Source organism: Arthrobacter sp. BB-1 (assembly GCF_006151685.1).
GTDB lineage: Bacteria > Actinomycetota > Actinomycetes > Actinomycetales > Micrococcaceae > Arthrobacter.
The window spans coordinates 78,231-103,323 of the sequence record NZ_VDEV01000005.1 but is presented as its reverse complement, the minus strand read 5'-3'; the positions used below and the strand labels follow the sequence as shown (position 1 = coordinate 103,323).

General features: G+C 62.8%; 18 protein-coding genes and 2 pseudogenes. 8 read left to right on the top strand and 12 right to left on the bottom strand.

Annotated features, from left to right (window positions below):
- Window positions 1–6: 6 nt before the first annotated feature.
- Window positions 7–615 carry a TlpA disulfide reductase family protein gene (locus FHJ30_RS03315; protein WP_139027844.1) on the bottom strand — a complete coding sequence of 203 codons (609 nt, stop codon included), beginning with the start codon at window positions 613–615 and terminating at the stop codon, window positions 7–9.
- Window positions 616–900: 285 nt separating this feature from the next.
- Between FHJ30_RS03315 and FHJ30_RS03310 the strand changes: the two genes are divergently transcribed.
- The 5 genes from FHJ30_RS03310 to FHJ30_RS03290 all read left to right on the top strand — a co-directional run bounded on the left by FHJ30_RS03310 (window position 901) and on the right by FHJ30_RS03290 (window position 8,187).
- Window positions 901–2,550, top strand: coding sequence for a cytochrome c biogenesis protein ResB (locus FHJ30_RS03310; RefSeq protein ID WP_139027968.1), 1,650 nt, complete (start codon window positions 901–903; stop codon window positions 2,548–2,550).
- Window positions 2,550–3,662 carry a c-type cytochrome biogenesis protein CcsB gene (gene ccsB, locus FHJ30_RS03305; protein WP_139027843.1) on the top strand — a complete coding sequence of 371 codons (1,113 nt, stop codon included), beginning with the start codon at window positions 2,550–2,552 and terminating at the stop codon, window positions 3,660–3,662. Before FHJ30_RS03310 ends, ccsB begins: the two co-directional genes overlap by 1 nt.
- Window positions 3,663–3,887: 225 nt before the next feature.
- The gene (gene lpdA / locus FHJ30_RS03300) at window positions 3,888–5,255 is read left to right on the top strand and encodes a dihydrolipoyl dehydrogenase (RefSeq protein ID WP_139027842.1); all 1,368 of its coding nucleotides are present in this window, start codon (window positions 3,888–3,890) and stop codon (window positions 5,253–5,255) included.
- A gap of 48 nt (window positions 5,256–5,303) precedes the next feature.
- On the top strand, window positions 5,304–5,951 hold the full coding sequence (locus FHJ30_RS03295; RefSeq protein WP_139027841.1) for a cation diffusion facilitator family transporter: 648 nt from the start codon (window positions 5,304–5,306) through the stop codon (window positions 5,949–5,951).
- Window positions 5,952–6,168: 217 nt separating this feature from the next.
- Window positions 6,169–8,187 carry a multicopper oxidase family protein gene (locus FHJ30_RS03290; protein ID WP_139027840.1) on the top strand — a complete coding sequence of 673 codons (2,019 nt, stop codon included), beginning with the start codon at window positions 6,169–6,171 and terminating at the stop codon, window positions 8,185–8,187.
- Between the two features lie 322 nt (window positions 8,188–8,509).
- On the opposite strand, the gene FHJ30_RS21265 is transcribed toward FHJ30_RS03290, so the two are convergent.
- Together FHJ30_RS21265 and FHJ30_RS03285 are read right to left on the bottom strand one after the other, a co-directional pair.
- Window positions 8,510–8,671: a hypothetical protein gene (locus tag FHJ30_RS21265; RefSeq protein ID WP_171058900.1), complete on the bottom strand. Its 162-nt coding sequence runs from the start codon at window positions 8,669–8,671 to the stop codon at window positions 8,510–8,512.
- Window positions 8,672–8,927: 256 nt separating this feature from the next.
- Window positions 8,928–10,847: a hypothetical protein gene (locus tag FHJ30_RS03285; protein WP_139027839.1), complete on the bottom strand. Its 1,920-nt coding sequence runs from the start codon at window positions 10,845–10,847 to the stop codon at window positions 8,928–8,930.
- Window positions 10,848–11,036: 189 nt separating this feature from the next.
- Here FHJ30_RS03285 and FHJ30_RS03280 point away from each other — a divergent pair.
- Window positions 11,037–11,147, top strand: a pseudogene (locus tag FHJ30_RS03280) (tRNA (adenine-N1)-methyltransferase); the annotation flags it as partial.
- Window positions 11,148–11,487: 340 nt separating this feature from the next.
- Here the strand turns inward: FHJ30_RS03280 and FHJ30_RS03275 are convergent.
- The 4 genes and pseudogenes from FHJ30_RS03275 to FHJ30_RS03260 all read right to left on the bottom strand — a co-directional run.
- A pseudogene (locus FHJ30_RS03275) lies at window positions 11,488–11,857 on the bottom strand (arsenic resistance protein); the annotation flags it as partial.
- 208 nt (window positions 11,858–12,065) lie between these two features.
- Complete coding sequence (locus FHJ30_RS03270) at window positions 12,066–14,414, bottom strand: multicopper oxidase domain-containing protein (RefSeq protein ID WP_139027838.1); 2,349 nt, start codon at window positions 14,412–14,414, stop codon at window positions 12,066–12,068.
- 800 nt (window positions 14,415–15,214) lie between these two features.
- On the bottom strand, window positions 15,215–17,293 hold the full coding sequence (locus tag FHJ30_RS03265) for a hypothetical protein (protein WP_139027837.1): 2,079 nt from the start codon (window positions 17,291–17,293) through the stop codon (window positions 15,215–15,217).
- A gap of 247 nt (window positions 17,294–17,540) precedes the next feature.
- Complete coding sequence (locus FHJ30_RS03260; RefSeq protein ID WP_139027836.1) at window positions 17,541–18,107, bottom strand: recombinase family protein; 567 nt, start codon at window positions 18,105–18,107, stop codon at window positions 17,541–17,543.
- Between the two features lie 412 nt (window positions 18,108–18,519).
- On the opposite strand from FHJ30_RS03260, the gene FHJ30_RS03255 reads away from it, so the two are divergent.
- Window positions 18,520–18,822 (top strand): DUF4193 domain-containing protein, encoded by a 303-nt coding sequence (locus tag FHJ30_RS03255; protein ID WP_139027835.1) that lies wholly within the window; start codon window positions 18,520–18,522, stop codon window positions 18,820–18,822.
- A 787-nt stretch (window positions 18,823–19,609) separates the two neighbouring features.
- On the opposite strand, the gene FHJ30_RS03250 is transcribed toward FHJ30_RS03255, so the two are convergent.
- The 4 genes from FHJ30_RS03250 to FHJ30_RS03235 all read right to left on the bottom strand — a co-directional run bounded on the left by FHJ30_RS03250 (window position 19,610) and on the right by FHJ30_RS03235 (window position 24,035).
- On the bottom strand, window positions 19,610–20,815 hold the full coding sequence (locus tag FHJ30_RS03250) for an MFS transporter (protein ID WP_139027834.1): 1,206 nt from the start codon (window positions 20,813–20,815) through the stop codon (window positions 19,610–19,612).
- A 136-nt stretch (window positions 20,816–20,951) separates the two neighbouring features.
- A complete protein-coding gene (locus tag FHJ30_RS21960) occupies window positions 20,952–21,314 on the bottom strand; it encodes a thioredoxin domain-containing protein (protein WP_171058899.1) in 363 nt (120 codons plus the stop codon).
- A gap of 67 nt (window positions 21,315–21,381) precedes the next feature.
- Window positions 21,382–23,820, bottom strand: coding sequence for a cation-translocating P-type ATPase (locus FHJ30_RS03240; protein ID WP_139027832.1), 2,439 nt, complete (start codon window positions 23,818–23,820; stop codon window positions 21,382–21,384).
- On the bottom strand, window positions 23,817–24,035 hold the full coding sequence (locus FHJ30_RS03235; RefSeq protein ID WP_205677032.1) for a heavy-metal-associated domain-containing protein: 219 nt from the start codon (window positions 24,033–24,035) through the stop codon (window positions 23,817–23,819). Before FHJ30_RS03235 ends, FHJ30_RS03240 begins: the two co-directional genes overlap by 4 nt.
- Before the next feature lie 240 nt (window positions 24,036–24,275).
- Here FHJ30_RS03235 and FHJ30_RS03230 point away from each other — a divergent pair, with 240 nt between their 5' ends.
- Complete coding sequence (locus FHJ30_RS03230) at window positions 24,276–24,602, top strand: four-helix bundle copper-binding protein (RefSeq protein WP_139027831.1); 327 nt, start codon at window positions 24,276–24,278, stop codon at window positions 24,600–24,602.
- A gap of 10 nt (window positions 24,603–24,612) precedes the next feature.
- On the opposite strand, the gene FHJ30_RS03225 is transcribed toward FHJ30_RS03230, so the two are convergent.
- Window positions 24,613–25,041 carry a heavy metal-responsive transcriptional regulator gene (locus FHJ30_RS03225; protein ID WP_139027830.1) on the bottom strand — a complete coding sequence of 143 codons (429 nt, stop codon included), beginning with the start codon at window positions 25,039–25,041 and terminating at the stop codon, window positions 24,613–24,615.
- Between the last annotated feature and the right edge of the window lie 52 nt (window positions 25,042–25,093).

Sequence of the window (25,093 nt, the reverse complement as noted above, 5' to 3'; positions counted from 1 at the left end):
CCCGGCCTAGGCCTGAAGTGTGGACTCGATCAGGGCTTTCAGGGTGCTTTTGTCCAGTCCACCAAGTATTCTCGCCGCGACGCGGCCCTCTTTGTCCAGCACGAGGGTGGTCGGGACTGCCTGGGGCGGAACGAAGCGGGTCATAGCGAGCAGCACCTTCCCGTCCTTGTCCACCACGCTTGGATACGTCACGCCGAAGGTCCGCTCGAAGGCTTCCGCGGTCGGCTTTTCATCCCGTACGTTGATGCCGTAGAACAAGACTCCCTGCGGGGCGAACTCCTGGTAGAGCGCTTCCAGGTGTGGTGCCTCGACGCGGCACGGGGCGCATGCCGCGTACCAGAAATTGAGTACCGTGACAGTGCCGGCCCAATCGGTGGAGCTGACGGGCGTGCCGTCGTAGAGGTTCGCGTTCAAGGCCACCGGAGCGCCGCGTGATTCCTCGGCGTATTCCTGCACCGATCCGTCACCGGCAATGTAGTTCTTGTTGTCCCCTGCCGCCGCCTGCTGGGCGAGGGGGTCGGGTCCGGCGCAGGCGGCCAGGCCGAGGGAGGCCACCGCGGCCAGACCTGTCAGGATGCTGCGCCGTGCCAGGCCGTCTCCGGGTGGAATGTTCATGGATGACTTCCTCGTTTGTCGGGTCTGCGGTTGGTGTCACGCCCACGGGTCATAATGCGATTTGTCCCGCACCTAACGGAAACAGGGCCGCTCCGCCGCTGTTGTACGGGGTATCTCTTCAGGCTCCGGTGTGACCGGACTCGGTTCAATCGTCTTTAGGCGATATTATCAGGAAAGTGGTCCCGAAGTCCGGCCCACCCGCCCGGTACAAATTCTACGTAAGGTAGAACTGCGTGTCTGCAGATGACCGTGCCAGTTCTTGACACCTTCGATTGGAAGGCAGTGATGTCCTTATCTGATGCGCCGGAGACGGCGACGGGCCCGGTCCTGCCGCCGCTGGGTCCTGCCGGGATGCTGCGCTGGGCGTGGACGCAGCTGACGAGCATGCGGACAGCAATCTTTCTGTTGCTTTTGCTGGCCGTGGTCGCTGTGCCCGGCTCGTTGTTCCCGCAGCGCCCGGCGAACCCTGCCCTGGTGACCCAGTACATCAAGGACCGCCCGGAGTACGGGAAAATTCTTGACTCGCTCCAGCTTTTCGATGTTTATTCCTCGGCGTGGTTCTCAGCGATCTACATCCTGTTGTTCATTTCCCTGATCGGGTGCGTGATACCCAGGGCACGGGCTCACTGGAAGGCCCTGCGTTCAGCACCGCCCCGCACCCCGCGGCGGCTTTCCCGGTTGCCCGAATACGGCACGCTCGTCCTGAGTGCGGAAGCCGGTGTTGGCCCGGGCGACGCGGTCCGGGATGCAGCGGCGGTTTTGAAGAAGCGTGGTTACCGGGTCGATATTCGGGACGTTGACGGCGCGATGCCCTCACTGGGGGCTGAACGGGGGTTGTTGCGGGAGGTCGGCAACCTCGTCTTCCACACGGCCCTGATCGGCGTGCTGGTTTCCGTGGCGATCGGCGGGTTGTTCGGCTACCGGGGCCAAAAAATCATCATCGAAGGCGACACCTTCGTCAACACCCTGGTCGGCTACGACAACTTCACCCCAGGGACCAACTTCCAGTCCGACTGGCTGGATCCGTTCGCCATCACTTTGGATAAGTTCGAGGTCCGCTTTGACCGCGAATCCACCCGGCAGTTCGGCCAGCCCATCGACTTCAAAGCCGCCGTGACGACCCGGGAAAGCCCTGACGCCGCCGCGCAACAGCAGGTCCTGAAAGTCAACGAACCGGTCTACTTCGGCGGAACCGGCATCTTCCTGGTCGGCAACGGCTACGCACCCATCGTCACCGTCAAGGACGGGGACGGGAACACCGCGTTCAGCGGCCCTGTCGTCTCCGTCCCGAACGACGCCGTCTACACCTCAAGCGTTGTCCTCAAGGTCCCGGACGCCGCGCCTTCCCAGCTGGGTTTCGTCGGGTTCTTCCTGCCCTCGGCCATCAAGAACCAGGATGGCGTGTCCTACAGCTTTGACCCGGACCCGCTGAACCCGCAACTGAACCTGAACTCCTATTACGGCGATCTGGGGCTGGACAGCGGGAAACCCCAGAACGTCTACAACCTGGACGTGCAGAACCTGACCCAGCTCAACGGACGAGATCTTCCGACCGGTGGCATCGTCCTGGACGCAGGGCAGACCTACACCCTCCCCGAGGGCAAAGGCTCGATCAGCTTCGACGGGCTCAAACGCTACATCGGGGTGGACATCCGCACCGACCCCGGGCAGGCAGGGGTCCTGATCTTCTCCCTGATCGCCACCGCCGGGCTGATCGTCTCCCTGTATGTAAACCGGCGCCGTGTCTGGCTCCGTGCCGGGGCCCACGAGGACGGCCGCACCATGATCGAATACGGGCTGCTGGCCCGCGGAGAGGACCACCGGCTCGCACCTGAAGCCGCTGCGCTCCGTGCCCGGCTTGTGGCCCGCTGGAACCTGACCGAACCCCAGCCCGCGGCGGACACCGTCCCTGCACGCTCACTGAAGGAGCACTAATGCCGGAGATCAACGAAATCATGGGCCAGTACAGCGAGCTGTTCATGCTCCTGGCCGCAGGCACCTACACCGTGGCGTTCATCGCCTTCGCCTGGGACCTGGCCCGCAGCAGCAAGGCTCTGCGGGCGGTGGACCTCAAAGCAGCAGCCGCCGCGTCCACTCAAGCCTCCGCACCCGCCAGGGTTCCAGTCAGCGCCGGAACCAGTGCCCGCACATCCGGGGACCGGTCGGCCTCCGGCGTCGGTGGGCCGGTCGGGATCGCCGAACGCCCGAGCTCAGCCGCGCACCGGACAGCAGAAGAGGTGGCCGGTGCAGGGCAAACTGCCCGGCCCGATATGCACTACGCCCCCGTGCGGCGCATGCCGGCGCGCATCGGTGTGGCCCTGACCGTGCTGGGCGCCATGATCCACGGCGCCGGAGTCTTGACCCGGGCCCTGGGTGCCGGCCGGGTGCCGTGGGGCAACATGTACGAATTCCTGACCACCGGCGCCTTCGTCGCCGTGGCCGTGTTCCTGCTCGCGCTGATCCGCCGCGACCTGCGGTTCCTGGGCACCTTCGTGATCGGCCTGGCCATCATCATGCAGGTCGCTGCCTCAGTGGCCTACTGGACTCCCGTAGGCCACCTCGTTCCGGCCCTGCAAAGCTACTGGCTGATCATCCACGTCTCCATCGCCGTGCTCTCCTCGGCGCTGTTCACCCTGACCTTCGCGCTGTCCGCCCTGCAATTGGTCCAGTCCCACCGGCAAAAAACAGTGGCCGGGGGAGGCGCGGACAAACTCGGGTTCATGCGCCTGGTCCCGTCAGCGCTGAGCCTGGAGAACCTCTCCTACCGCATCAACGCACTCGGTTTCATTGGCTGGACGTTCACGCTCATGTTTGGTGCCATCTGGGCTGAAAAGGCCTGGGGCCGCTTCTGGGGCTGGGACACCAAGGAAGTCTGGACCTTCGTCATCTGGGTTGTCTACGCCGGCTACCTTCACGCCCGGGCCACACGCGGCTGGACCGGAACCCGCGCCGCGTGGCTGTCCATCGTCGGCTACCTGTGCGTGGTATTCAACTTCACCATCGTGAACCAGTTCTTCAACGGCCTGCACTCCTACTCCGGCCTGTGACCTCCTCCTAAGGTCGCCAGGCGTAGCAGCTGCGGCCAAGCCATGGCAGCTTACGGCGTCACAGTGATTAGCCGAGCCTACGGTCCCACAACCGTCACAAATGCTAAGGCCGCAATCGCTCTACAACAAGGCAGGAACAGGCAAGCATCCCGTCCGGGAAAGAACTCCCCGAAAGATCGGCATTAGGCAATAATGTCGGGAAACAGCTCACGCGGGAGGGAAATTATGACCTATGATCTGGTAGTCCTCGGAGGCGGCAGCGCTGGATATGCAGCTGCTCTCCGCGGGGTGCAGCTGGGCATGAAGGTGGCCCTCGTTGAGGGCGACAAGCTCGGCGGGACGTGCCTGCACCGCGGCTGCATCCCGACCAAGGCCCTGCTGCATTCAGCGGAAATAGCCGACACCATCCGTGAAAGCGAAGCGTTCGGAGTCGAGAGCACCCTCGGACGTATCGACATGGCCGGGGTGACGAAGTTCAAGGAAGGCGTCGTTTCGCGCCTGTATAAAGGGCTTCAGGGTCTCGTGTCCTCCCGCAGCATAGACCTGGTCCCGGGATGGGGTACGCTAGCCGCCGCGGACACCGTGGAAGTCAACGGCGCCCATTACCAGGGCAAAAATGTGGTGCTGGCAACCGGATCGTATGCGAAGTCCCTGCCCGGTCTGGACATCGGCGGCCGGGTCATCACCTCCGAACAGGCACTCGAGATGGACTTCATCCCGAAGAGCGCTGTCATCCTCGGCGGGGGCGTTATCGGCGTGGAATTCGCCTCGATCTGGGCTTCCTTCGGAACCGAAGTCACCATCGTCGAAGCCCTCCCGCGCCTAATCGCCAACGAGGATGAAGCCCTGTCCAAGGGCCTGCAGCGGGCCTTCACCAAACGCGGCATCAAGTTCCTGACCAACACCCTGTTCGCCAGCGTCGCCCAAAACAATGACGGCGTCACCGTCACTACCCAGGACGGCAAAAACCTGGACGCCGAAGTGCTCCTGGTGGCCGTGGGCCGCGGCCCAGCCACCGCGAACCTCGGCTACGAGAAGGCCGGCATCGCCACAGAGCGCGGGTTCGTGCCCACCAACGACCGGCTGCACACCGGCATCGGCAACATCTACGCCATCGGGGACATCGTGCCCGGCCTTCAGCTGGCCCACCGGGGCTTCCAGCACGGGATCTTCGTCGCCGAAGAGATCGCCGGCCTGAACCCGGCGCCCATCATCGAATCGGGCATCCCGCGCGTGACCTACTCAGAACCCCAGGCCGGCTCTGTCGGCCTCACCGAGGCCCAGGCAAAGGAACAGTTCGGCACCGACGGGATCGAAACCGTCGAGTACAACCTTGGCGGCAACGCCAAAAGCCAGATGCTGCAGACCGCTGGCTTTATCAAACTGATACGTCAAAAGGAGGGCCCGATCATTGGCGTGCACATGCTCGGCGCACGGGTCAGCGAACTGATCGGTGAAGGCCAGCTGATGGTCAACTGGGAGGCCTATCCCGAGGACGTCGCGAACCTCGTCCACGCCCACCCCACCCAGAACGACGCCATCGGCGAAGCCGCCCTCGCCCTGGCCGGCAAACCCCTCCACGCCCACAGCTGACACGGCCGGAAGAAGGAAGACCCCACCTTCGCCCATCGGGAGCCAATCATGGAAGCCGCAGGCACACTGACCCCGGAACAAACCGAACAACTCACCCGCAAGGGCCTCCGGCTGGCGCAGTTCACCGTCGCCTACAACGTCGTTGAGGGCACAGTCGCCGTCACAGCCGGCCTCATCGCCGGTCTGGTCTCTGTGGTCGGATTCGGCATCGACTCCGGCATCGAATCAATCGCCGCCGTCCTCGTCGGGATCCGGCTCTCCGCCCGGCTGCGCCACGGCCACGCCGATGAGCGCAAGGAACGCATCGCGCTCAAACTGGTTGCAGTCACCTTCTTCATCCTCGCCGCCTACGTCACCTACGAAGGCACCATGAGTCTGGTGGAGGGCGAAGCGCCCGAAAGCTCACCGGTCAGCATCATCATTCTGCTGCTGTCGGTCATCGTCATGCCCTTTCTCGCGGCCTTAAAAAAACGCGTCGGAACCAGGCTCCAGGACAACCTAATCCTGGCCGACGCAGCAGAGACGAAAATCTGTGTCCTGCTCAGCATCTCCACTCTCCTCGGCGTCGGCCTGTACGAACTCACCGGGGCCGCCTGGCTTGACCCCATGGCCGGCTTCATCATCGCTGCGTTCGCCATCTGGGAAGGCAAAGAAGCCTGGGAAGGCGAACTCGTCGAAGACGACGATGACGACTAGGACCACAACTTCGGCGCCATAGCCCGAAGTAGACGTGCGCCCTTCAGTCACCAGCAGTCCAAGCGGACCCGTCACGGCCGGCCCAGGAACGCCCGGCGGTCAGCGCTGCGTGGAGCGGCCCATCCTCTGTCCGGCCCTGTCCCGGTCGTAAGGGGCGGGCTGGATGGGCCCAGATTTCCCCAATGTTTTCGCAGTGTGGTCCCTCCACTCTTGGTTCATGGCCATTTCACGCCGGCAGGCATTGCAACTAGGTGGGATCGGAATCATCGGCGCCTTTGGGCTCGCGGTGCCGTTACAGTCCGTCGATGCCAAGTCAGCGAGCCGGCTGGATCCCCGCAACATGCCCAAGCCCTACCAGCGGGCCTTGATCGTTCCTTCGGTGCTTCCCTACTCGCGGACTACGGTGGACGCCGACGGCCACGTACGGCGCCATTACCGCATTCAGCAAAAGCTCGGCTCGGCCAACATTGTGCCGGGACTGAGCACGCCCATCCTTGGGTACAACGGGACGTTCCCGGGACCCACGATCAAGGTGAATCAGGGCGAACGCATCTCCTTGATGATGGACAACGTGCTGCCGCTGCTCCATCCACAGTGGGGGTACCGGCTCGATACCTCCACCCACCTGCACGGTGCGGCCTCGCTGCCGCAGTTTGACGGGTACGCCAACGACCTGACCGGGCTTGGCTACTGCAAGGACTACGAGTACGGCAACTTCCAGCCGGCGCGGACGCTCTGGTATCACGACCATGCCGTCCACCGCACAGCCCAGAGTGTCTACTCCGGGCTGGCGGGCCAGTATCACCTGCACGATGAGGTTGAACGGAGCCTGCTTCCCCAAGGCCGGTTCGATGTGCCGTTGACCGTTTCGGACGCCATGTTCGCCGCCGATGGCTCCCTGGGCTATGACGACAACAGCCACTCCGGCCTCTGGGGTGATGTCATCCTGGTAAACGGCGCTCCGTGGCCGGTCATGAAGGTCCAGCGGCGGATCTACCGCTTCCGCGTCCTCAATGCTTCCATTTCACGTTCCTACCGGTTCTCCCTCAGCACCGGGGACCCCGTGACAATGGTCGCCACGGATGGTGGCCTGATGCCCTCGGCCCAGCAGGTGACGTCGTGGCGGCACAGCAGTGCGGAGCGCTATGAGATCCTCATCGACTTCTCCAAGTACCCGGCTGGAAAGCGCGTGGAACTGCGCAACCTGTCCAATGAGAACAACATTGACTACGACAACACCGGCAGGGTTATGGCCTTTGACGTGACTGATGAACCGGTGGATACGTCCGGGCCGGCCGCAAAGGTGATGCCGGCACTGCTCACCTCCAACACCACCATGAGCCTGACGCCCTCCCAGTCGGTTAAAAACCGGCACATGCGCGTCAAGCGGGACAACGACATCTGGACCATCGGCGGCATGACATGGGACGAGGTGGTCGAAAGCGGCTACCGGAAAGTCCTGGCTGATCCGGACCTGAACGACGTGGAAATCTGGACAATCGAAAACAGCTCCGGCGGATGGTTCCACCCTGTCCACATCCACCTGGTGGACTTCCAGATCCTCAGCCGCAACGGACGGCCGCCGTTCGCTTACGAACGCGGGCCCAAGGACGTTGTGTACGTTGGCGAGGGCGAGACAGTCCGGCTGCTCATGAAGTTTGAGCACCACCGCGGCCGGTACATGATCCACTGCCACAACCTCCCGCACGAGGATCACGACATGATGGCACAGTTCAGCGTAGGCATCGACACGAACGATCCGGACCCCAACCACCCCATCGACGCCTCGAAGCCGCACCCGATCCCCCCGGACACGCCGCTTGAGGGACCGGCACCGGCAACAACCGAACCCGCCCCCGGTAACGGCTCAGGGTCGACGCCGCCAACAGACACTGCAACGCCCGCCCCCACCCCGACCGCAACGCAGCCGGCGGTTAAACCCCCGACGGCCCAGACCGACGTTCTCAGCATCACCACCGCCCGGCACCGGCTCAACAAAGACATGACTTTCACCGGAACCTCCAAGATCACCGGGACCATTCCAACCAGTTCAGCCTCCGTCACCATCTACGACGTCTCACCCGGACGCGCCACCACCCGGCTGGGTGCCGCCACGATCAACTCGCTCGGTACCTGGTCCCTGACAGCAAAGCCGGGCCCAAGTCAACAAGTGACGTCTATCAAGGCCGAATCAAGCCGCGGCGGAACGGCCACCAGCCGGGTCGACACCCGCTGACAATCTCCCCAAAGCGCCTGAACGGCCCACATACCCCCGGAACCTGCAAGAGGTGTGGCGTGCCGGCCCTATTTTGGTGGGTCACCATTTCGGGCCGAAGTTCAGCCGCACGATCTGGCGCAGCATTGGCAGCGGCTACGTGTTTGAATGCCGCCTCGTGGCGAATAGCGTCCATGGGCTCACCTCTGCGGAGAGACAAGCCCTCAGTCCCAAAGGACGAAGCAGGAGCCGGCGGTCCATCCTGCGGCGGCTTGATCAGAGAGCTGTGAATGTGCGTGCCCGCAATCTTCGCGCCGGAGCCGCTTTCGTTGCGCCCGGACCTTCACTCTTCTGCCAGGCACGCATCCCGGACGTCCAGGATGTCGCCAAACAGCTCATGTCCCCGTGTCCGGGATTCACTGACAGATTCCTGAACGGGCACCGTGGCCGGCGTCGGGGTTTCGTCCGTGAGGACCTCCTTGAACCAGATGCAGACTGGTGGCATGTTCTGATGCTTCGGGCCACCCCGAATCAGGCTTCGTGCCCCGGGGTGTCTTCCCTGGTGATAGGGCTGATGGGCCACAACCGGGGGCTTCGCACGTCTCAACGATTGCTTTGCGGACCTTTCTTCCCGGATGGGGTGGTGGCAGGGGTGCGTGAAAAGGCGTCTGCGAGGTCCGGGTGTCCCCGCCTCATGGATCAGCGGGCACGGTTCGGGGTCCTGCCCGCTGCGCGGACAGGACCCCGAACGATGTGGAGTGCTAGCGGGTCGCTACCGCCCCGGTGGTGGTGCCACCGCGGCTGGACTGGACCAGGACGCTGGTGATCTGCCGGTTCGGTCCGGGCTTGGCCCGGTAGGACCAGGCGCCTGTGGTGTCCACCTGGGCCGTGCCGATCTTCGTCACCGCCCGGCCGGGAGTGGTGTCATAGATGACCACGGTCGTGGCCGGGATCAGGAGGGCGGTATTGCCCGCCAGTGCTGAGGTGCCGCTAATCCGCAACTCATTTCCCAGCCGATGGCGCGAGCCGGCCGTGGTGAGCGTGTCCGTTTTGACGGCGAGCTCCACGGTTGCAGGGGCGCTGCCGATGCCGTTGCGGTCGGACACGACGAGCTCTATCTTTATCGGGTCATCTGCCTTGGCCGTCAAGGGCGCAGTATCGGTGTTCTTGGCATAGAACGGTACGGTGATGGTGGGTTTGGCCGCAGTGTCGCTGGAGATGGAGACGACCGGGCCACTGACCTGGCGCCACTTGTAGGTGGCGGCACCGGTGGAGGTACTGCCATCGAGCTGAACGGTTCCCCCGCGCGTGATTGTTGGCGATGCGGAGGCGGCGACAGCCTTTGTCGACTGCGTCTCGCCTGGTGTTGGACCGCTGCCGGTGTCCACGACGGGGCCGGGGTCCGGGGCCGGGGTGACAGGATCGAGCCCGACCGGGGTTGCCGCGCCGCCGGAGATAACAACAGGCAGGGAAGCCGACCCGCCTGCGGCGGTCTTGACGGTAACGGTTGCCGGAGGCGCCTTGACCGGGAAGGACTTTTCGGACGGTGTTCCGGCAGCGGGTTCTTCCAGAGTCCCGAGACCGGTGACGGTCAGGGGGTAGCCCACTGTCGAGAGTGCGCCCACCGTCAGGTTCGTTCCGTCGTAGAGGGCCTTGGTGATCATAACCCCGCTGGGCTTGCTGACATTGATTTGGCTGGCGCTGGCGGGCTTGTCGCCAATATTGGTGACCTTGATCGAGGTAGGGGCGTTACCCGTGAACTGGACTCTGGCGTAGTACCGGCCGGTGTCCGGATCGCTAAGCATAGGCGTGGTTTCGAATGCCCCGGCCTGCCCGTCGACCTGAAGCTGGGCGCCATTGCCGCTGCTTGCGAACACGTCGATCATGTTCCCGTTCAGGACGGCGCTGTCGGTGTTGACGCCCTGATTGGTAGAGATTTTGCCCATCACGGTGAACTGGTCGGTTTCCAGGGACAGGCCGCCGCCGTTGACCGAGAACTTGTTGTAGTTGAAGGGGCTGCCGGTAACAGTGTGGTCCTGGTTGGGATCACCAAGGTAACCCTCGGGGGCTGCTGGTGCGGTCGCGGGGTCCCATTTCAGGAACGGGCCGATGTTGCTCTTCAACGCGGTGGTGAAGTTGCCGACTGCGGGCGAGATGTCTTCGACGAGCCTGCCCCTGCCGTCGGCGTCCGTGTCGATGGTGACTGTGCCGTAGGGGTGCTGGAACGTCAGAGTCGTGTTGGCGGGTGCGTCCCGCACATCGATGCGCTGGCGGCCGAATACCATCTGGTCACCTTCTGTGACGGAGTTGGCGAACGCGGCTTCCAGGCCGAGGACCAGGACGGCGCGTCCGCCGCCGGGAAGATCCAGGGTGGAGCCGGCGAGCATATAGAACGCCTCGTGCGGGAAGTTGTCCGGGAACGATATGGGCTTGGTCTCGTCGGGTACGTCTCCGGGCAGGAAACCGCACAGCGGATTCTCCGCGTCAAGGCACAGCTCGAGCCGTGTTTTGTTGCTGTCCTCATACCAGGACGGGAAACCGTACTCGGTGTTGACGGGACCGACAGCGATCAGCTTGCCAGAGTTTTTTACGGTCACCTCAGTAGCGGCCAGTGAAGCTCCCACACCGGTTGCAGTGAGCAGGACAGCGGTCATGACCGCGACGGCTTTGCGGGTGGGCACTCGTGACCTGAGACGGTCTGGTGGTTTGGGTTGCATTTCAGTCTCCTTCAAGGGGCGTGCTGATGACCCTTTATGTCTACGGCGGGGTGCTTGGAAAACACTTTGGGTCCGGGTTGGAGAAACCTTACGACTACCAACCTGCGTGCTGATCCGGTGCCTGCGGCCGACAGCCTGCGCGGTTAGGCCCGCGGTTCGCCGCCGGTGGGAGTTGCCCGTCGACGCGGTCCCTTTCGGGAAGGCGAACGTGTCCAGCTGACCGACGAGCAGGGGACGCATGCGCGGGGCACCGCTGCAGAATGAGGAGGCGAAGGGTGTGGGTACCGGGCCCGGCACCGCATCATAGTGCGGCGCCGGGACCGGCCCGGTTCTGAGTTCAGTGAGGTTCTCGGTCTCTCTGCCAGGATCAGAACAATGCAAGTGTTGCTTGCTCACCTTGGGAAAACCCAACGGACTTGGCTGCCGGGGGCCGGCCGAACCGATCAGGCCAATGTCCTTGTAGCGCCCGGTGGCCGCAGGCACCGCGATACGTTCCGCATCCTCGAAATCCACAGGGTCTTCATGGGGCCAACGGCAAAAACTTCAACCCGGGTTGAAGGTCACTTCCCATGCTGGTGCGGGCCTAAACCTGCCGGACTGGAATTCAGGCAGGCTGTGAGGTGTTGGGTTCCGGCCGGACGATAAGGGGCAGAAACCTGACGTAGAGGACCATGCCGGTCAACTCCACGAGTGTCTGTGTAACTACCACTAAAGCTGCCAGCGCCAACGGCCCGGGAAGTGCCAGCGCCAGCGGCAACACGACCAGGGAATTGCGGGTCGCGCCACTGAACACAACGGCCCGGGTGGCTGCTCTATCAAGACCGGCTGACTTGGCCGCGAGCAGGCCCAGCGACACCATCACCAGCAGGAATGCCGCGTAGAGCGGAACGACAGCCAGCAGCGAGCCGATCTCCTGACCGGCTCCCGGTAGCTGCGAACCTACAACCACTGCCAGCGGTGGCTATCATCAGGGGGTTCTGATTACTGGCCACGAAGGCATAGCCGGGATTCGTGCACCGGCGCACGGAGCAAGTCATCATGTTTGCGAGGCTACTGCGTGACACCGACACTTGCCCAAGCGACAATTTGCGTGGCCGGACGTGACGCTGGGCCGGTGACGAGCTCGTCGGGCGCTGATGCCTGGCGCGCCGAGGCAGCGGCCCGTTGAGCGGCCGCGAGGGCTCATGCTGCCGTGACGGTAATCGTCCGGGTGGCGAGGACCGCTGAGGTGATCCAGTGTAGGAATTGGATGCTGATGGTGTACTTTCCGGGAGCTGGCGGGCGCAGCAGGAAGTCGAACTTCTCGGCGGCGCCGGACTTGATGATGTCGGTCATGAGCGGCTGGCCGGCCATGGACGGATGGACAGCCGGACCTGTGGGGTTGGGTGTGTTCCAGAAGGGCCGGCCGTCATGGCCGATAAGTTCGGCGATCTTCGCCGGTCTGCCCGCGGCGTCGGTGATCCATGTCAGAGTGGGGAAGTAGTCCACGTTCACAAGGCGCACCAGAGTCGGATACTTTCCGTTCCGCACCACATTCGCCTTCATCTGCGAGATGGCCCAGACCCGGTCTCCCTTCGGCCTGCTGGCGATCGCGCCGCCCAGGAGGAAAAAATGCTTGGGCTCGAAGCGGTTCAAGCCGGCGCTCTCACCTGAAAGACCTGCAGCTTGATGGAGCTCATGCCATCGCGGGTCAATGGAGTAGGGCCCAATCAGGGTCTCCGTGGCTATGTCATACAGGGGACCGCCCACTGAATGGCGGCGGGTCCCCGCCGGTGCCGGCGCTGCGGGGTTGACCGGAGGATCAACGATGACCGCCCCGAACATCCCGTACTGGACGTGGAGCGGCGTGTTGACATGGCAGTGGTAGAAGTACGTACCCGCGGATCCTCGGTTGGGATTGCCGGTTTCGGCAACATCGGGCCGCCATTGATAGGTGTACTCCCCTGAGACCTCGAACGAGGTGTGGCCCACGCCGTCATTGCGGGGATCAGGCTCAATGCCGTGCCAGTGGATGGTGTGCACGCTCTTGCTGGGCTTGACCGTGCCATGGAAAAGCTGTCCCTCGGTCAGCCGCAGCGTCGTTCCCGGCAACTGACGCCCCGAGTCTCCGGCCTCAAAACTCCAGACCTCATGCTCCGAGCCGTCTGGGAACTTGAGATCCCGATTGAAGAAGTCGAACTCCACGGACACGTCCGGCCGCAACCGAAACTCAGTTTCCGGGCTACCGACGTGCGGCTGGTCGGATGCGAAGTCAACCTGGCTACGGAACGTGTGGTGCGCTTCGTCCTCAACGGTTCCCGGCAGCCCCGTCTCGGGAACCGGCTTTGCGGCCAGCACCCAGTCGGCCACAAGCCCACCGGGATACAGTCCGCCGCGCGCCGTCTGGGAGGGCTCGGCGTGGCAGTGCATCGGGTAGGTCCAGTCCTCGGTTCTCGCATTCCACACCCCATCAATGACCTCCGGCGGACGCCGGACCGGGAGCACCGACTCCTTGCACTCCAATGGCTGCAGCTGAACGGTGTCCTCCCATTGCTGAAGGATGACATCGCCCTGAGGTGACACCGTGCCGTTGGTCCGGGGAAAATCGATGCCGTTCGCGCGCACGGTCCATACGTGGTTGCCGTGGTAGTGCAACTGATGGTCCACGATCCCGGCGTTCACCATCCTCACCAGTTGCCCGGACCGGAGCGCTCCAGCCGAGGGGGAGGCACTGAAATTTCGCACGTCGGTTTCCCGGGGCTGTCCGGAAGGCAGGCTGTCTTCCTTCCGCCGGTGGTTGAACGCCTCGTCTGGTGTGACTGCTATCGACTGGAAGCCTGAATAGCCGTTGAGGGTGAAGTAGTCCGGCACCGCAGGGGTGGACAGCGGGTTAACCGTCTGGCCCCGGGAAGCGATGCGGGCCCAGTTGGAATCTACGTCGTGGCACAACCACAACCACTGGCGCTCGAACTCGGCCGCGCCGGCTGCCAGCCGCCACGCATTGGAAGGATCAATGACCACCAGCCCGCCATAGAGACCCAGGGTCCTTTCCACCGGCTGGTTACCCGGATCGGTGAACAGATACGTTCCGGGCGCAGGCGCACGAAACGATAGAAGTTTGGTCTTTCCCGGAGCGACGGGTCCGGAGCCGACGTCGGCGCCTCCGGTTCCGGCCCGGTGGAACCGGATCTCATGCGGCTGGGAAAGGTTGTTGTGCACCATGATCTGAAGTGTGCTGCCCGTTTCGGCGATCAGCGTCCGGTCCGGAAAGTAACTGGCCCAGTAGCCGCGCCTGGCAAGGAATTGCCGCGGATTTGCCGGGTCCGGCCCGAGCGGCGCTGGCCTTCCCAGTGGCGGTACCGGGGCGCCAAGTGGATAAGTCCGGCTAGCCACCACCTGGCCATTCGCTCTGATGACCCGCGGGCCCATCGCCAGCGCCGGCTTAGGATCGTTCACGGCAGTGCGCCGGTCCCCGAAACCTCGGTGGTAGACCAGCGACCCGTCCACCATCGGAACGAAGCCGTCGTTAATGTGAATGTCCAAAACGGCCATGGCCTACCTCCAGTGTGCGGAGGGTCCGGAAAGCGAATTGGCGCGCAAGTCCGGAAGCCCCCAGTCGGCTTTTGCAGTTAGCCCTCATGGTTATGGCCGGTCCCTAGAAAAACCTAGGGCCCGAGTACTCAAGGGCAAGGTAGCGACTGAGATGGTCGGGGCGAAGGTAGCAGGGTCCAACCGGTGGGGTGGAAGTTGCCCGATAAACGTCAGCAGCACCACGACCAACGCTCCGCTATAGGTCAGGGCAAACTCAACATGTCCGTTTTAATGGGCATCAGTGGCTACGCGTCAGCGGCAGCGGAGCGGCGTGGCAGGTGGATATTTTTCCGAACTCGGGCTGCACCCGGACACTCGGCTTACCGGTCTTGCGCACCGTCCCTACGCCGACATCACCACCACCGCTTGCCGGAGCGTGCATCTAGCCTTGGCCCGTGACCGGCCGCCGCCGAGGGGTAATAGCAAACAGCTGACAGAATCCTTTTCAGCACGTAGATCGAGGTTTTCAAGTCTCTCCCCGGCCCATTTTTAAGAGCCGATAACGGATCTTCTGTAAAGCTGGCTGGGTTGTGGCGGCACATCTGGATGGGTGCGCGCCGAACCTTCAGCATGACTCGGAGCAGGAAAAATCTTGCCTCAATTGACTCGTCACGCGTGCTGCGATGGCAGCTTGGCCACAGAAGTACTTGATTCCATCTTCAACCGAGCTGTTAGTCCTTCTAAGCAGTTGGATGGTGTAGGGCAGGCAGAACTGCACGAAAAGAGGACTGCACCCAGCTTGGCTAGGAGACATCCTCGCCTCAACGCTTGGACGAGACCATTTCACCTTCACCCGGCGTCGGGTGGTGCGAGACCTTCTTAAGCTCCTTGGATTCGATTCGGGATGCTAGCTTTCGTTCCACCGGTGAGAGCCATTGGGTGACAGTGCCCTGCCCCAGCGAGTCAAGTATGGCCAGGACGGCCGTAACCACGGCGGCAATAACAATCGCCCAGTTCAGCCATTCCGGGACGTCCCCGAGCCAGGGAGGATCGATTAGTTTGAGGGCAACCAAAACGATCAAGGGTCCGGCGACGCACCACAGGAGCAAATTGGTGAGGAACTTGGCACGACGAGCAGCGTGCGTCTTGAGTGCGCTGCGGCGCTCCGACTCGTGCTGGCGACTATTCTTCAATTCCACTTGGAGATTCTCGTTGGTCTCCTTTTGTTTTTGAAGTTCGCCAGCGAGACGCTCGACTTCTTCACTGGTCTTAATCCATGCGGCGGCAGCGTTGTCGGCTGAGGTCGTGGCCGAAGCTTCACTATTCTGACGCGCTCGGAGCTGTTCAAGGACCGGCTCCTTAATTTCGCTACGGATGCGTTCAAGCACAGCGAGAGGCGATTCTGAAGTCATTTCAGCGTCAATGCCGAGCGTTTCTTCCATAAGAGCGTTACGGCCAACCGTCGTGGAACGAAGGACGATGGCATCGTCGGCGCTGACGCCGCCTCGCCCCTCTAGAACTCCGACCTCATCGACGTACCGCGACCACAGGTGTGGGTCTGGCTGCATCCCAGCATATGCCGCGGCAAGCACCATGTGTCGAGGAAGCTCTGTTGCTACCGCAGGGCTTCGTGCCCAAAGAATGCCAGCCAAAGCGGAATCTGTCATGGCTAGCGGCCAGTCGTGACGTTCGTCTTCCAAAAGCTGAACAGCCCGGACCAATTCGGTGTTGTCCGTCAGCAGAACAGCCCCGCAGCGGTCAAGGGTTCCTCGCGAGCTCCCCTTTCTAAGGCGATGGATGGCTGAGATGCTTTCGACGTCATATCGACGTGTATTTTCCGACTTGTAATGGACCACGTCCTGGAGCGACTTCTCAAGCTTTTCTTCATCCAGACCATATTGGCGATAGTTATCGGGCTTCGTTGACGTTTCTACGCCAAGGGCCTTAATTGCATCGGGCACAGACTGACGAGCGATAACGATATCGGCTGCATTCCACCCTTGCTCCTGAAAGTGAAGATCAATCGGACGCGCCTCCCGTCGTCCCGCGTTCCGCGAATAGTTTTCGGCGCTCTGCAGGACTCCGTCTACTTCCCGTAAAGAATGCTCGAAGACACGCAAGGAGGCTCCCTGAGCCTGCGCAAGTTCGATCAGCTGACTTGTTGCGCGCATAGATGCAGAGCCGGAATAACCGAGCAGGTCGATCAGTACTGGCGTGTCGAGGTAGATCGAGAGGGACCCAAGAGAGTTTCTGAAGGACGACGTGTCTAGCGTGACGACAGCTGCAAGAATGGCTCCCTTGGCAGACTCCTCTATATACGAGAACCCGATGTCGTCACGTTCATGGAGGTGAGCAACGAAGCGAGCGATCACATAGTCAAAACCGGGGGACTGGTGGTCTGCATGTGGTCGTGTGAAACCTTTTCCTTTGACGGAGCTAGCTATCAGAGGAACGGCATGGCGTTCGAGATATTTACTCAATTCTTCGGCTACAGAAGTGGCCAAGATGTCTCGATGTTCCGGAAATTCGGAGTCTACAAATTTTAGGAATCGGTCCTCGAGATCCCGTTGCTGTCGCAGATACTTGTCTCGCAAGCCTCGGACTGCCGGCGCGGTCCTTAGCCCCAGCTCCGTGAGGACGTATCCGGTCGCATCCCCATCGATGTGCTTGGTGTGCTTTGCTCTCTTGAGAATCTTGCCGACAACTAGGTCTGGAATGCGAATGCCGAAACTGTCATTAATTTGGGATGCGACCGTCTCGCGTGTGAGTGGTTTCGGTTCATTCTCAGCAAGAACGCCGAGAACAAAGCCTCGGAAGTTGTCAATATAGCTTGGCGCTTCGGCATTGTAGTTGGCTCTTAGAACCGCAAAGCCCACCAGTGCACTTGAATATTCGCTCACGCCATCCCCCTTGCGGCGTCCAATGATAGCAGCCGCCACGGATCTACTTGGCTGTCCCGCCAATCGGTTCCAATCCTAATCGGGAAGCAGAAGTTCATCTTTGAAGGCTATGAATAACGGCCGCTGAGTCTTGTGAGAAGGGCGAATCTGACATAGGCAGGGCATCGCACAGAAAGACAGCAATTGATTCCGCATCGCGAAGCGGGAAGCTCTGCGGCGAACCAGCCAATGGGCTGGCCGGCGGGGTTCATTCCTGTTTGGCGTGGCGGAGGTACTGGTAGACCGTCTCCCTGCTAATCCCATAATCATGGGCAAGAACGACTTTCGAAACGCCGCTGCCCGCCCGCTGGACCAGCTCATCTGCTCGTTCCGGTGTGAGGGTCCTTTTCCGGCCTTTATAGGCGCCGCGCTGCTTGGCCAGGGCGATGCCTTCCCTTTGACGTTCTCTGATGAGAGACCGCTCGAATTCAGCAAAAGCGCCCATGACGGAGAGCATGAGGTTGGCCATGGGGGAGTCTTCGCCGGTAAAGACGAGCTGTTCTTTGATGAACTCGACGCGTACCCCTCGTCGGGTGAGTCCCTGGACAAGGGCACGCAGGTCATCAAGGTTCCGGGCGAGCCGGTCCATGCTGTGCACAACGACGGTGTCCCCGTCGCGGGCGAACCGCAGCAGTTCTGTGAGCTGCGGCCGCGCAGTGTCCCTGCCGGATGCCTTATCCGTGAAGATTCGGTCCAGTACCTGGCCTTCGAGTTGGCGCTTCTCGTTCTGGTCCAGGGTGCTGACCCGCACGTACCCGATGCGCTGACCCGCCATTGCCGCCTCCAAACCTCAACGTGTGTGCATTTGAGTTTCAGGGCCACCCTGACGCACGTCAAGCCTTGCTCTCACTGGTTTCGGGGAGGCCTTTGCCTCGATTCCCAGCGGTTGGTGCGGGCCGGGTCTCCTGCCGCTTCCCAGCGGTTTCTCAGGTTGAGATCGGACACTGAAGTGAAGCTCCGGTCAGCCGCTATGTGGCCGGAGCTTCGCCACGCGCGGGCGTGCCGTGCAGACACCGGTCTCGAAGACCCGCACGTCGCGGCAGGGGAGTGGTGCTGGCCGCCTCACGGATGCGCTTATTGGTCTGCTGACGGGCATCCGGGATCGGACGTGGGAACAACGGCACAGTAATGTGCGTTGCAGTCTCGTCCAAAGAGAAACAGAACACCAGAAACGAGAAGCACCCAACGTGGCAGCCGATTACGACGAAGTCCGTTCCGACGTTAAGGAATCACAAGACAGTTCCTTGGAGGCGCTGAAGTCCGCCAGCGCCCCGGATGCCCGCAGTGTCGTCACCGAGCTGGACGAAACCGATGCCCTCGATGAAGGCCTGACTCCCGGTGGAGAAATTGTCTCCGAGGAACTCATTGTTCAGGTCATCCCGCAGGGCAAGGACGAGTTCACCTGCTCCTCTTGCTTCCTGGTCCGGCACCGGTCCCAACTGGCACGCGAAAGCAACGGCCACTCCTACTGCATCGAGTGCGAGGGCTAGGACAATCCTCCGGGACGGCTGTCAGCACCGGAGTGCCGGTTCTCGACGTGTGGAGCCTGACATAACGTCAGCGGGCCGGTTTGGAACTGGTGGCGGCTTCCCCCGCTAGAACCTCGCCTAAGTCCATGACCTTCCGGGCGGAAGCACCCGGAGGTGGCAGCGCTGACGTTTCGCCGGCCCCCTGCGATGTCCGCGTGGCCGCAGGAGAGCCAGCCGTGTAGGCTGAGAAGAGGTAGTTAGTTGAAGCTTCAACTAACTACCTTACATAAGGTCGATTATCGGCTCTTCGCTCTTATCGCGAAGGATTCGTTGCCGTCGCCCACAGCCGGGGACAATTCTCATAAGTTATCCACCGCTACCGTTGCCAACGGAGCTACCCAAGGGCTCCCATTTCCAACTGTGGATAACCTGAATTGACCCCAGCCATGGACGGATCAAAGGCGCGCCCAGCTCCGGCAGCGTGATCGGAAAGCACAGACTTGTCCGGCAGAGGCAGGTTGACGGACGGTCCATTGTCGGCCCTTAACCCACGGGAGTAGAAGTGCTGCGAGAACTCCCATGCTGCGTGGTCTGGCTCCCTTAGGGCCTTGGCCAGTCACGCTGCGACTCCTGTCAGCGGGTTCTTGGCGTTTCGGATAGGCGAGTTGGTTGCAGTTCACAGATAAACCCGGGAAGCGATAGTCACGCTGTCCGTCCAGTTCAACCCACTCGGACCGAGACGGGTGAGAGAAAACGTCGAGGCATTCCACTTCCAAGGAACCGGAACGCTTTTGTGGAGCTGCGCTTCTCAATCGGCCTCGGCTCCATTTTTGAGGCCGCGCCAACCGGTCCAGGCGGCGGCAATCAGTAGGGCTCCGCCGAGGTAGAAGACGGCTCTGATGCCGAAGAGGTCAGCCGCGACACCCCCGAGCAGCAGCGAAATGAGCCGCCCGGATTGCCAGAGCATGTCGAAGGTAGCGAAGATACGCCCGCGGAGCTTCTCGGGTATCTCCGCTTGTAGAAGCGAGTTGAAGGTGACCGCTCCGGTGGAGGTTCCCAATCCATAGACGACCAGGGCGGCCATGGCCGAAACCAGTCCCGTGATAGTTGCGAGGACAGCATCGACCAGTCCGCGCAGGACAAATGGTCCCAGCACAAAGCCCGGGCGCCGGGGGTTGTCGGTGATTCTGGACACGATGAAGGGTCCAATGGCTGCGCCGACGCCGATGGCTCCGATGAGTAGCCCGAAGCTGCTTTCCTCAAGGCGGAGGTGGTCTTGTGCCAGGACCACGAGCAGGGCGCCGGTTGCTCCGGCTGATAGGGCGGCCAGGAACTGGGTGGCTGCCAGCGCACGTAGCAGCCGGTGCCCTGCTAGTTCAATGAGGCCTTCGCAGGCGTCCCGGTACCAGGAGGACCGCCGCGTTCGTGCGGGCTGGGCCGGAACTTTCAATCTCACCAGGGCGGCGGCTGAGGCCAGGTAACTTGCGGCGTTGATCCAGAACGCCCAGTCATAGCCGAAGACAGCCACCACCACGCCGGCCAGGGGTGCCAGCACAATCTGGGAGATAACGGCGGCGGTCCAGATCCCGCTGTTCGCGGCGACCAGGTCCCGTTCCCGAACGATGGAGGGCAGGACCGATTGTCCCGCCGGGTTGAAAAATACAGCTGCGGCGGAGAGGCCGACGGCGATGAAGTAGACGTTGAAGACGTTGCTGTCCACAAAGGGCAAGGCAAAGGCGAACCCGGCCCTGATCAGGTCAGCGGCGATCATGACTTTCACCCGTGGCAGCCTGTCGACCAGAGCCCCGGCCAGTGGAGCCAGGAGCAGGACCGGGATGATTTCGGCGATCACCACCCCGGAAACTCCGAGTCCGGAACCGGTGAGGGAGTAGACCAACAAGACCAGGGCCACCGTGTTGAATGCATCCCCCCATTGGGAAATGGTCCGTGCCGTCCACAACGCCTGATAGGGGCGTTGTTTGAGCAGTGAAGCCAACGAGGTGTTGGTGGCCATGCGCTGATCCTTCCAGAAGGGCTGTCCGATGCGTTTGCAGGTTTTCGATCGTTGACCGGCCAGGTGGGTGTGTCAGTGGGCGATGCTCCAGCAACAGGATCGGGGGCCTGGAGGTGGGGTTCCTTGTCTGGGGCGTTTATCGGCTGCTGTCGTGCGAGGTGTGGTCGAGTTGCTTCCAGGTCTGCGTCGTGGATGAGTCCGTCGAGCCTCCCTGTTTCCTGTCCATCCTTGAGCAGATGAGGGTCGGGATGGATTGGACATCGTATGTGGTCGCTGTGCCCGGGTCCGTGTCGATGTCGATGCGGTATCCGGTGAACGCACCGGGGCGGCGTCGGGCGAATTGTTCCACCCGGGTTTCCAGTGCCCGGCACGGGGCGCAGGAAGCCTGCCGGAAATCCAGCAGGATAAGCCCGGGGCGGGCGGGCCAGCCGCATTGATGTGCCCGTGATTGAGAAGAGGGAGAGCAATCATGGGTGTTTCTTTCAGCGCTTTCATGCAAACCCCACCGTCCCGGTTCTTGCTGGGACAGTGGAGCAGTACGGCGCCTGAGTGGGTCTGGTGGTGATTTAGTCGTCGCTGTGGGTGCGTCCGACGCTGCCGATGGCTTGGAACAGCAGGGAGGGGCGGCCGCCGAGGCTGTTGATGAAAATCGTGGTGACTGACAGGGCCATGGCGGCCATGGCCCAGACGGGGTAGACCAGCCCGGTTGCCGCGGCGGGGATCCCGATGCCGTTGAACAGGAACGCCAGGGCAACATTCTGGCGGGTCCTCCGGTAGCTGGTTCGGCTGTTCTCCTGCGCGGCCAGGATTAACCGCAGATCGTTGCGGACAATCACGACGTCGGAGGATTCGACCGCGATGTCCGTTCCGCCGCCCATGGCGATGCCGACGTCGGCCTGCATCAGCGCGGGGGCGTCGTTGATGCCGTCGCCGACCATCGCTATGCGGGTGCCGTCGGCCTGCAGTTCGCGGACCAGTGCGGCTTTCTGCTCGGGGAGAATACCGGCGTGAAGGTCCTTGATGCCAACCTCCGCCCCGACGTGGGCGGCTGCCCGGGCGTTGTCGCCGGTCGCCAGCACCGGGCGGATGCCCGCTTCCTTCATGGCTCTGACCGCCTCGATGGCATCCGGACGGATGTCATCGCCCAGGGCAATGATGCCCTGCAGTTGCCCGTCCACGGCGACCGCGATCACCGTCCGGCCAATGCCCTCGAGTTCGTGGACGGCAGCGGCCAGCGGTGCGGTATCCACTCCCTTGTCCTGAAGGAATTGCGGCCGTCCGACGATGACCGGCCGTCCGTTTATGCGGGCGGTGACACCGAACCCGGTGATGGATTCAAAGTCGCCTGCGGCAGGTACGGGGAGTCGGCGCTGTTCCGCCGCGATCACGACGGCCCGGGCGAGCGGGTGCTCAGAGGGGCTTTCCGCGGCGGCAGCCAGGATCAGCAGTTCCGCCTCGTCGTCAAGGGCCCGGATTTCCCGCACGGTGGGGCGGCCCTCGGTGAGGGTTCCGGTTTTATCCAGCACGATCGTGCGTACCTGTCCGAAGGTCTGGAAGGCTTCGCCGGTGCGCATGATGATGCCCTGGTCCGCCGCCTCGCCGGCGGCGCGGACGATTGCCAGCGGTGCGGCTATGCCGACCGCGCACGGGTAGCCCATTACCAGTACCCCGAGGCCGGCGAACACGGCCCGGCGGACGTCGGGTTCCCCGGCCAGGGCCCAGCTTCCGGCCAGCCAGCCGAGCAGTGCGATGGCGGCGACGATGAGTACGGTGGGGGTGTAGACGCGCAGCACCCGGTCCACCAGATGCAGGATCCCGGGTTTGAGGGCCCGTGCGTCCTCGACATGCCGCACGACCTGGGCCAGGAAGCTGTCGGCCCCGGTGCGGGTAACTTCCACGAGGAGGGACCCGGCGCCGTTGATGGAACCGCCGATGACCTCATCACCGGGTGAACGCTCCGCGGGGACAGGCTCTCCGGTGACGAGGGACAGATCAAGGGTGGAGAATCCCTCAATAACCCGTCCGTCGACCGGAACCCTCTCACCCGGCCGGATCCGCACGGTATCGCCGGTTCTCACCCTCTCGACGAGGATCTCTTCCTCACGGCCCTCCCGGACCACGTGGGCGGTGTCTGGCTGCAGTTCGAGCAGTTTCCGCACCGCCTGGCTGGAGCGGGTCTTGACCAGCAGGGAGAGCCATTCGGAGAAGATGTGGTAGTTGGCCACCAGCACGGTCACCGCGAAGAACGGCGCGGTCGGGTAGTTGGGAAATACCCCGGTCAGTCCGATGATGCCGCCGGCGATGCCGGCGAAGGCTCCGATCTCCAGCAGGACGTGTTGGTTCAGGATCCGCCGCCGTGCGGCCTGGTAGGCCATGCGCAGGATATGCGGGGCAACGCCGAACACCACGGCCACAGCCAGCGCCCCGGTTGCCCAGGCGGTCCCGGGTTCGATGATGATGCTGGTTTCCCGGCCGGACCAGGCCAAAGCGGCGGGCGCGATGAGGGCCAGCGCACCGAGGGCCGCGCGGGTCTTCCCTGCCGGCAGCAGGATCGCGTAGGCCACCGGGACCATGAGTACCACCACGGAGGCAGGAATCAGAACGGACCAGATCCCGGAGACCTCCAGAATCAGCGCGATCGCGGTCAGGCTGGCCGCCACGGAGGCGAGCAGCCTCCTGCCTTCGCGGATCAGGTCGGCTTCCTCGTCCTCGAACGGGCGCAACTTCCGCGGATCGTACAGGTCGTAGCCGATGTCCCGCAGGGTCCCCAGGATTTGCTGGGGCTGAATCAGTTCCGGGTCGTAATCAATCAGCGCCTGCTCATGGGTGAGGCTCACCGCGACCTGGTCCACGCCCGCCTGGCGGCCCAGCGCCTTCTCGATCGTTCCCGTGCACAGGGAGCAGTGCAGGCCAGCTATTCGGGCGCGGATCCTCGCATGGCCTGCCAGATGGCTGGGCTCCTCCGCCCACAGTTCATCGTTCGGGGTTTCGGTATCAATACTCATTGCGCTGGCCCGCCGCTGCCTTCGACGTCGTAGCCGGCCGTCTGCACCCGCTCAATAACAGCGCCGCGGGTCGTCACCGCCGGGTCAAACCGCACCCTGAGTTCACCCGTGCGGTAATCGGCGTGTGCCTCGCTCACACCGTCAAGACGCCGCAGGGCGATGCCGAGCCGCTGCTCGCAGCCCGTGCACGTCATGCCCTGAACAGTCAATGTCACGTTCTCCGCCATCGTGCTCACCCAAACCCTATCCATCGGGGTTCCCGCCCCGCCGGGCGCTGCGCGGCTCCTTGCCGGTGCCGAGGAACCTTGGTTTTCCTAGTTCATTAAAAGGTAAACCTTCCACTCGAATGGAAGGTCAAGTGGGAACCCGACAGGGGTTGACCTTCCAGCGGCGGGAAGGTTCAGGGTGGGAGAACCGGCATCCGCCGGAAACAACCAGGATGGAAAGGACATCACATGCCGCTCATCGAGGACCAGACCCGGCAGCTCATCAACACCCTCGGCGACTGTCTGGCCAGATGCACTGCCTGCGCCCGGGACTGCGCCGGCCAGGGCGACAAGGATCTGGCCAGCTGCATTCAGCTTTGTTCGGACTGCGCAGAGCTCTGCGGGGTTTGCATTCCGCTCATCGCCCGGGGCAGTGATTTCACCGACGAGATGTGCCGGGTATGCGCCGACGCCTGTGAACGCTGCGCCCAGGAATGCGAACGCACCGGTATGAACGAATGCGCAGAAGCGTGCCGCGCGGCCGCCGAAGCCTGCCGGCAGATGGCCTCAGCCTAAGCCATCCGCTCTAGGGCGTTACCGGGGCGGGACCGGCCTTCAGCCGCACGTGCTCGATCAACCGGCATGTGCAGCCCTGAACCTCAGGGGAAAGCCGGGCCGCCTCGGAGACGATTTCCGTCAATTGATCCCGCAGCAACTCCAACTCGCGGATACGGCTGCCGATTCCTTCCAGCTGACTGGTGAGAACACCGCGGACGTAGGAGCACGGAGCCTCACCGCGCTCACTGAAGAGCAGGATTTCCCTGATTTCATCCAGGGTGACGCCAAGGGTCTGGGCGGAGCGGATAAAGGTCAGCCTGTCCAGGAATGACCCGTCGTAATCGCGGTAGCCCGACGCGGTACGAGCAGGCTCGGGCAGCACCCCAATCGATTCGTAGTAGCGAATCGTCTTGGGATTCACGCCTGCCATGCCGGCAAGTTCACCAATTTTCATCATGCCTCCCAAACGAAAATATTACATCCGGATGGAAGGTTATCCGATTCCACTG

What these genes read in the sequence shown, in the direction of transcription:
- FHJ30_RS03315 (WP_139027844.1), bottom strand. Translation starts at nt 615, where the DNA reads ATGAACATTCCACCCGGAGACGGCCTGGCACGGCGCAGCATCCTGACA.
- FHJ30_RS03310 (WP_139027968.1), top strand. Translation starts at nt 901, where the DNA reads ATGTCCTTATCTGATGCGCCGGAGACGGCGACGGGCCCGGTCCTGCCG.
- ccsB (WP_139027843.1), top strand. Translation starts at nt 2,550, where the DNA reads ATGCCGGAGATCAACGAAATCATGGGCCAGTACAGCGAGCTGTTCATG.
- lpdA (WP_139027842.1), top strand. Translation starts at nt 3,888, where the DNA reads ATGACCTATGATCTGGTAGTCCTCGGAGGCGGCAGCGCTGGATATGCA.
- FHJ30_RS03295 (WP_139027841.1), top strand. Translation starts at nt 5,304, where the DNA reads ATGGAAGCCGCAGGCACACTGACCCCGGAACAAACCGAACAACTCACC.
- FHJ30_RS03290 (WP_139027840.1), top strand. Translation starts at nt 6,169, where the DNA reads ATGGCCATTTCACGCCGGCAGGCATTGCAACTAGGTGGGATCGGAATC.
- FHJ30_RS21265 (WP_171058900.1), bottom strand. Translation starts at nt 8,671, where the DNA reads ATGCCACCAGTCTGCATCTGGTTCAAGGAGGTCCTCACGGACGAAACC.
- FHJ30_RS03270 (WP_139027838.1), bottom strand. Translation starts at nt 14,414, where the DNA reads ATGGCCGTTTTGGACATTCACATTAACGACGGCTTCGTTCCGATGGTG.
- FHJ30_RS03260 (WP_139027836.1), bottom strand. Translation starts at nt 18,107, where the DNA reads ATGGCGGGTCAGCGCATCGGGTACGTGCGGGTCAGCACCCTGGACCAG.
- FHJ30_RS03250 (WP_139027834.1), bottom strand. Translation starts at nt 20,815, where the DNA reads ATGGCCACCAACACCTCGTTGGCTTCACTGCTCAAACAACGCCCCTAT.
- FHJ30_RS03240 (WP_139027832.1), bottom strand. Translation starts at nt 23,820, where the DNA reads ATGAGTATTGATACCGAAACCCCGAACGATGAACTGTGGGCGGAGGAG.
- FHJ30_RS03230 (WP_139027831.1), top strand. Translation starts at nt 24,276, where the DNA reads ATGCCGCTCATCGAGGACCAGACCCGGCAGCTCATCAACACCCTCGGC.
- FHJ30_RS03225 (WP_139027830.1), bottom strand. Translation starts at nt 25,041, where the DNA reads ATGATGAAAATTGGTGAACTTGCCGGCATGGCAGGCGTGAATCCCAAG.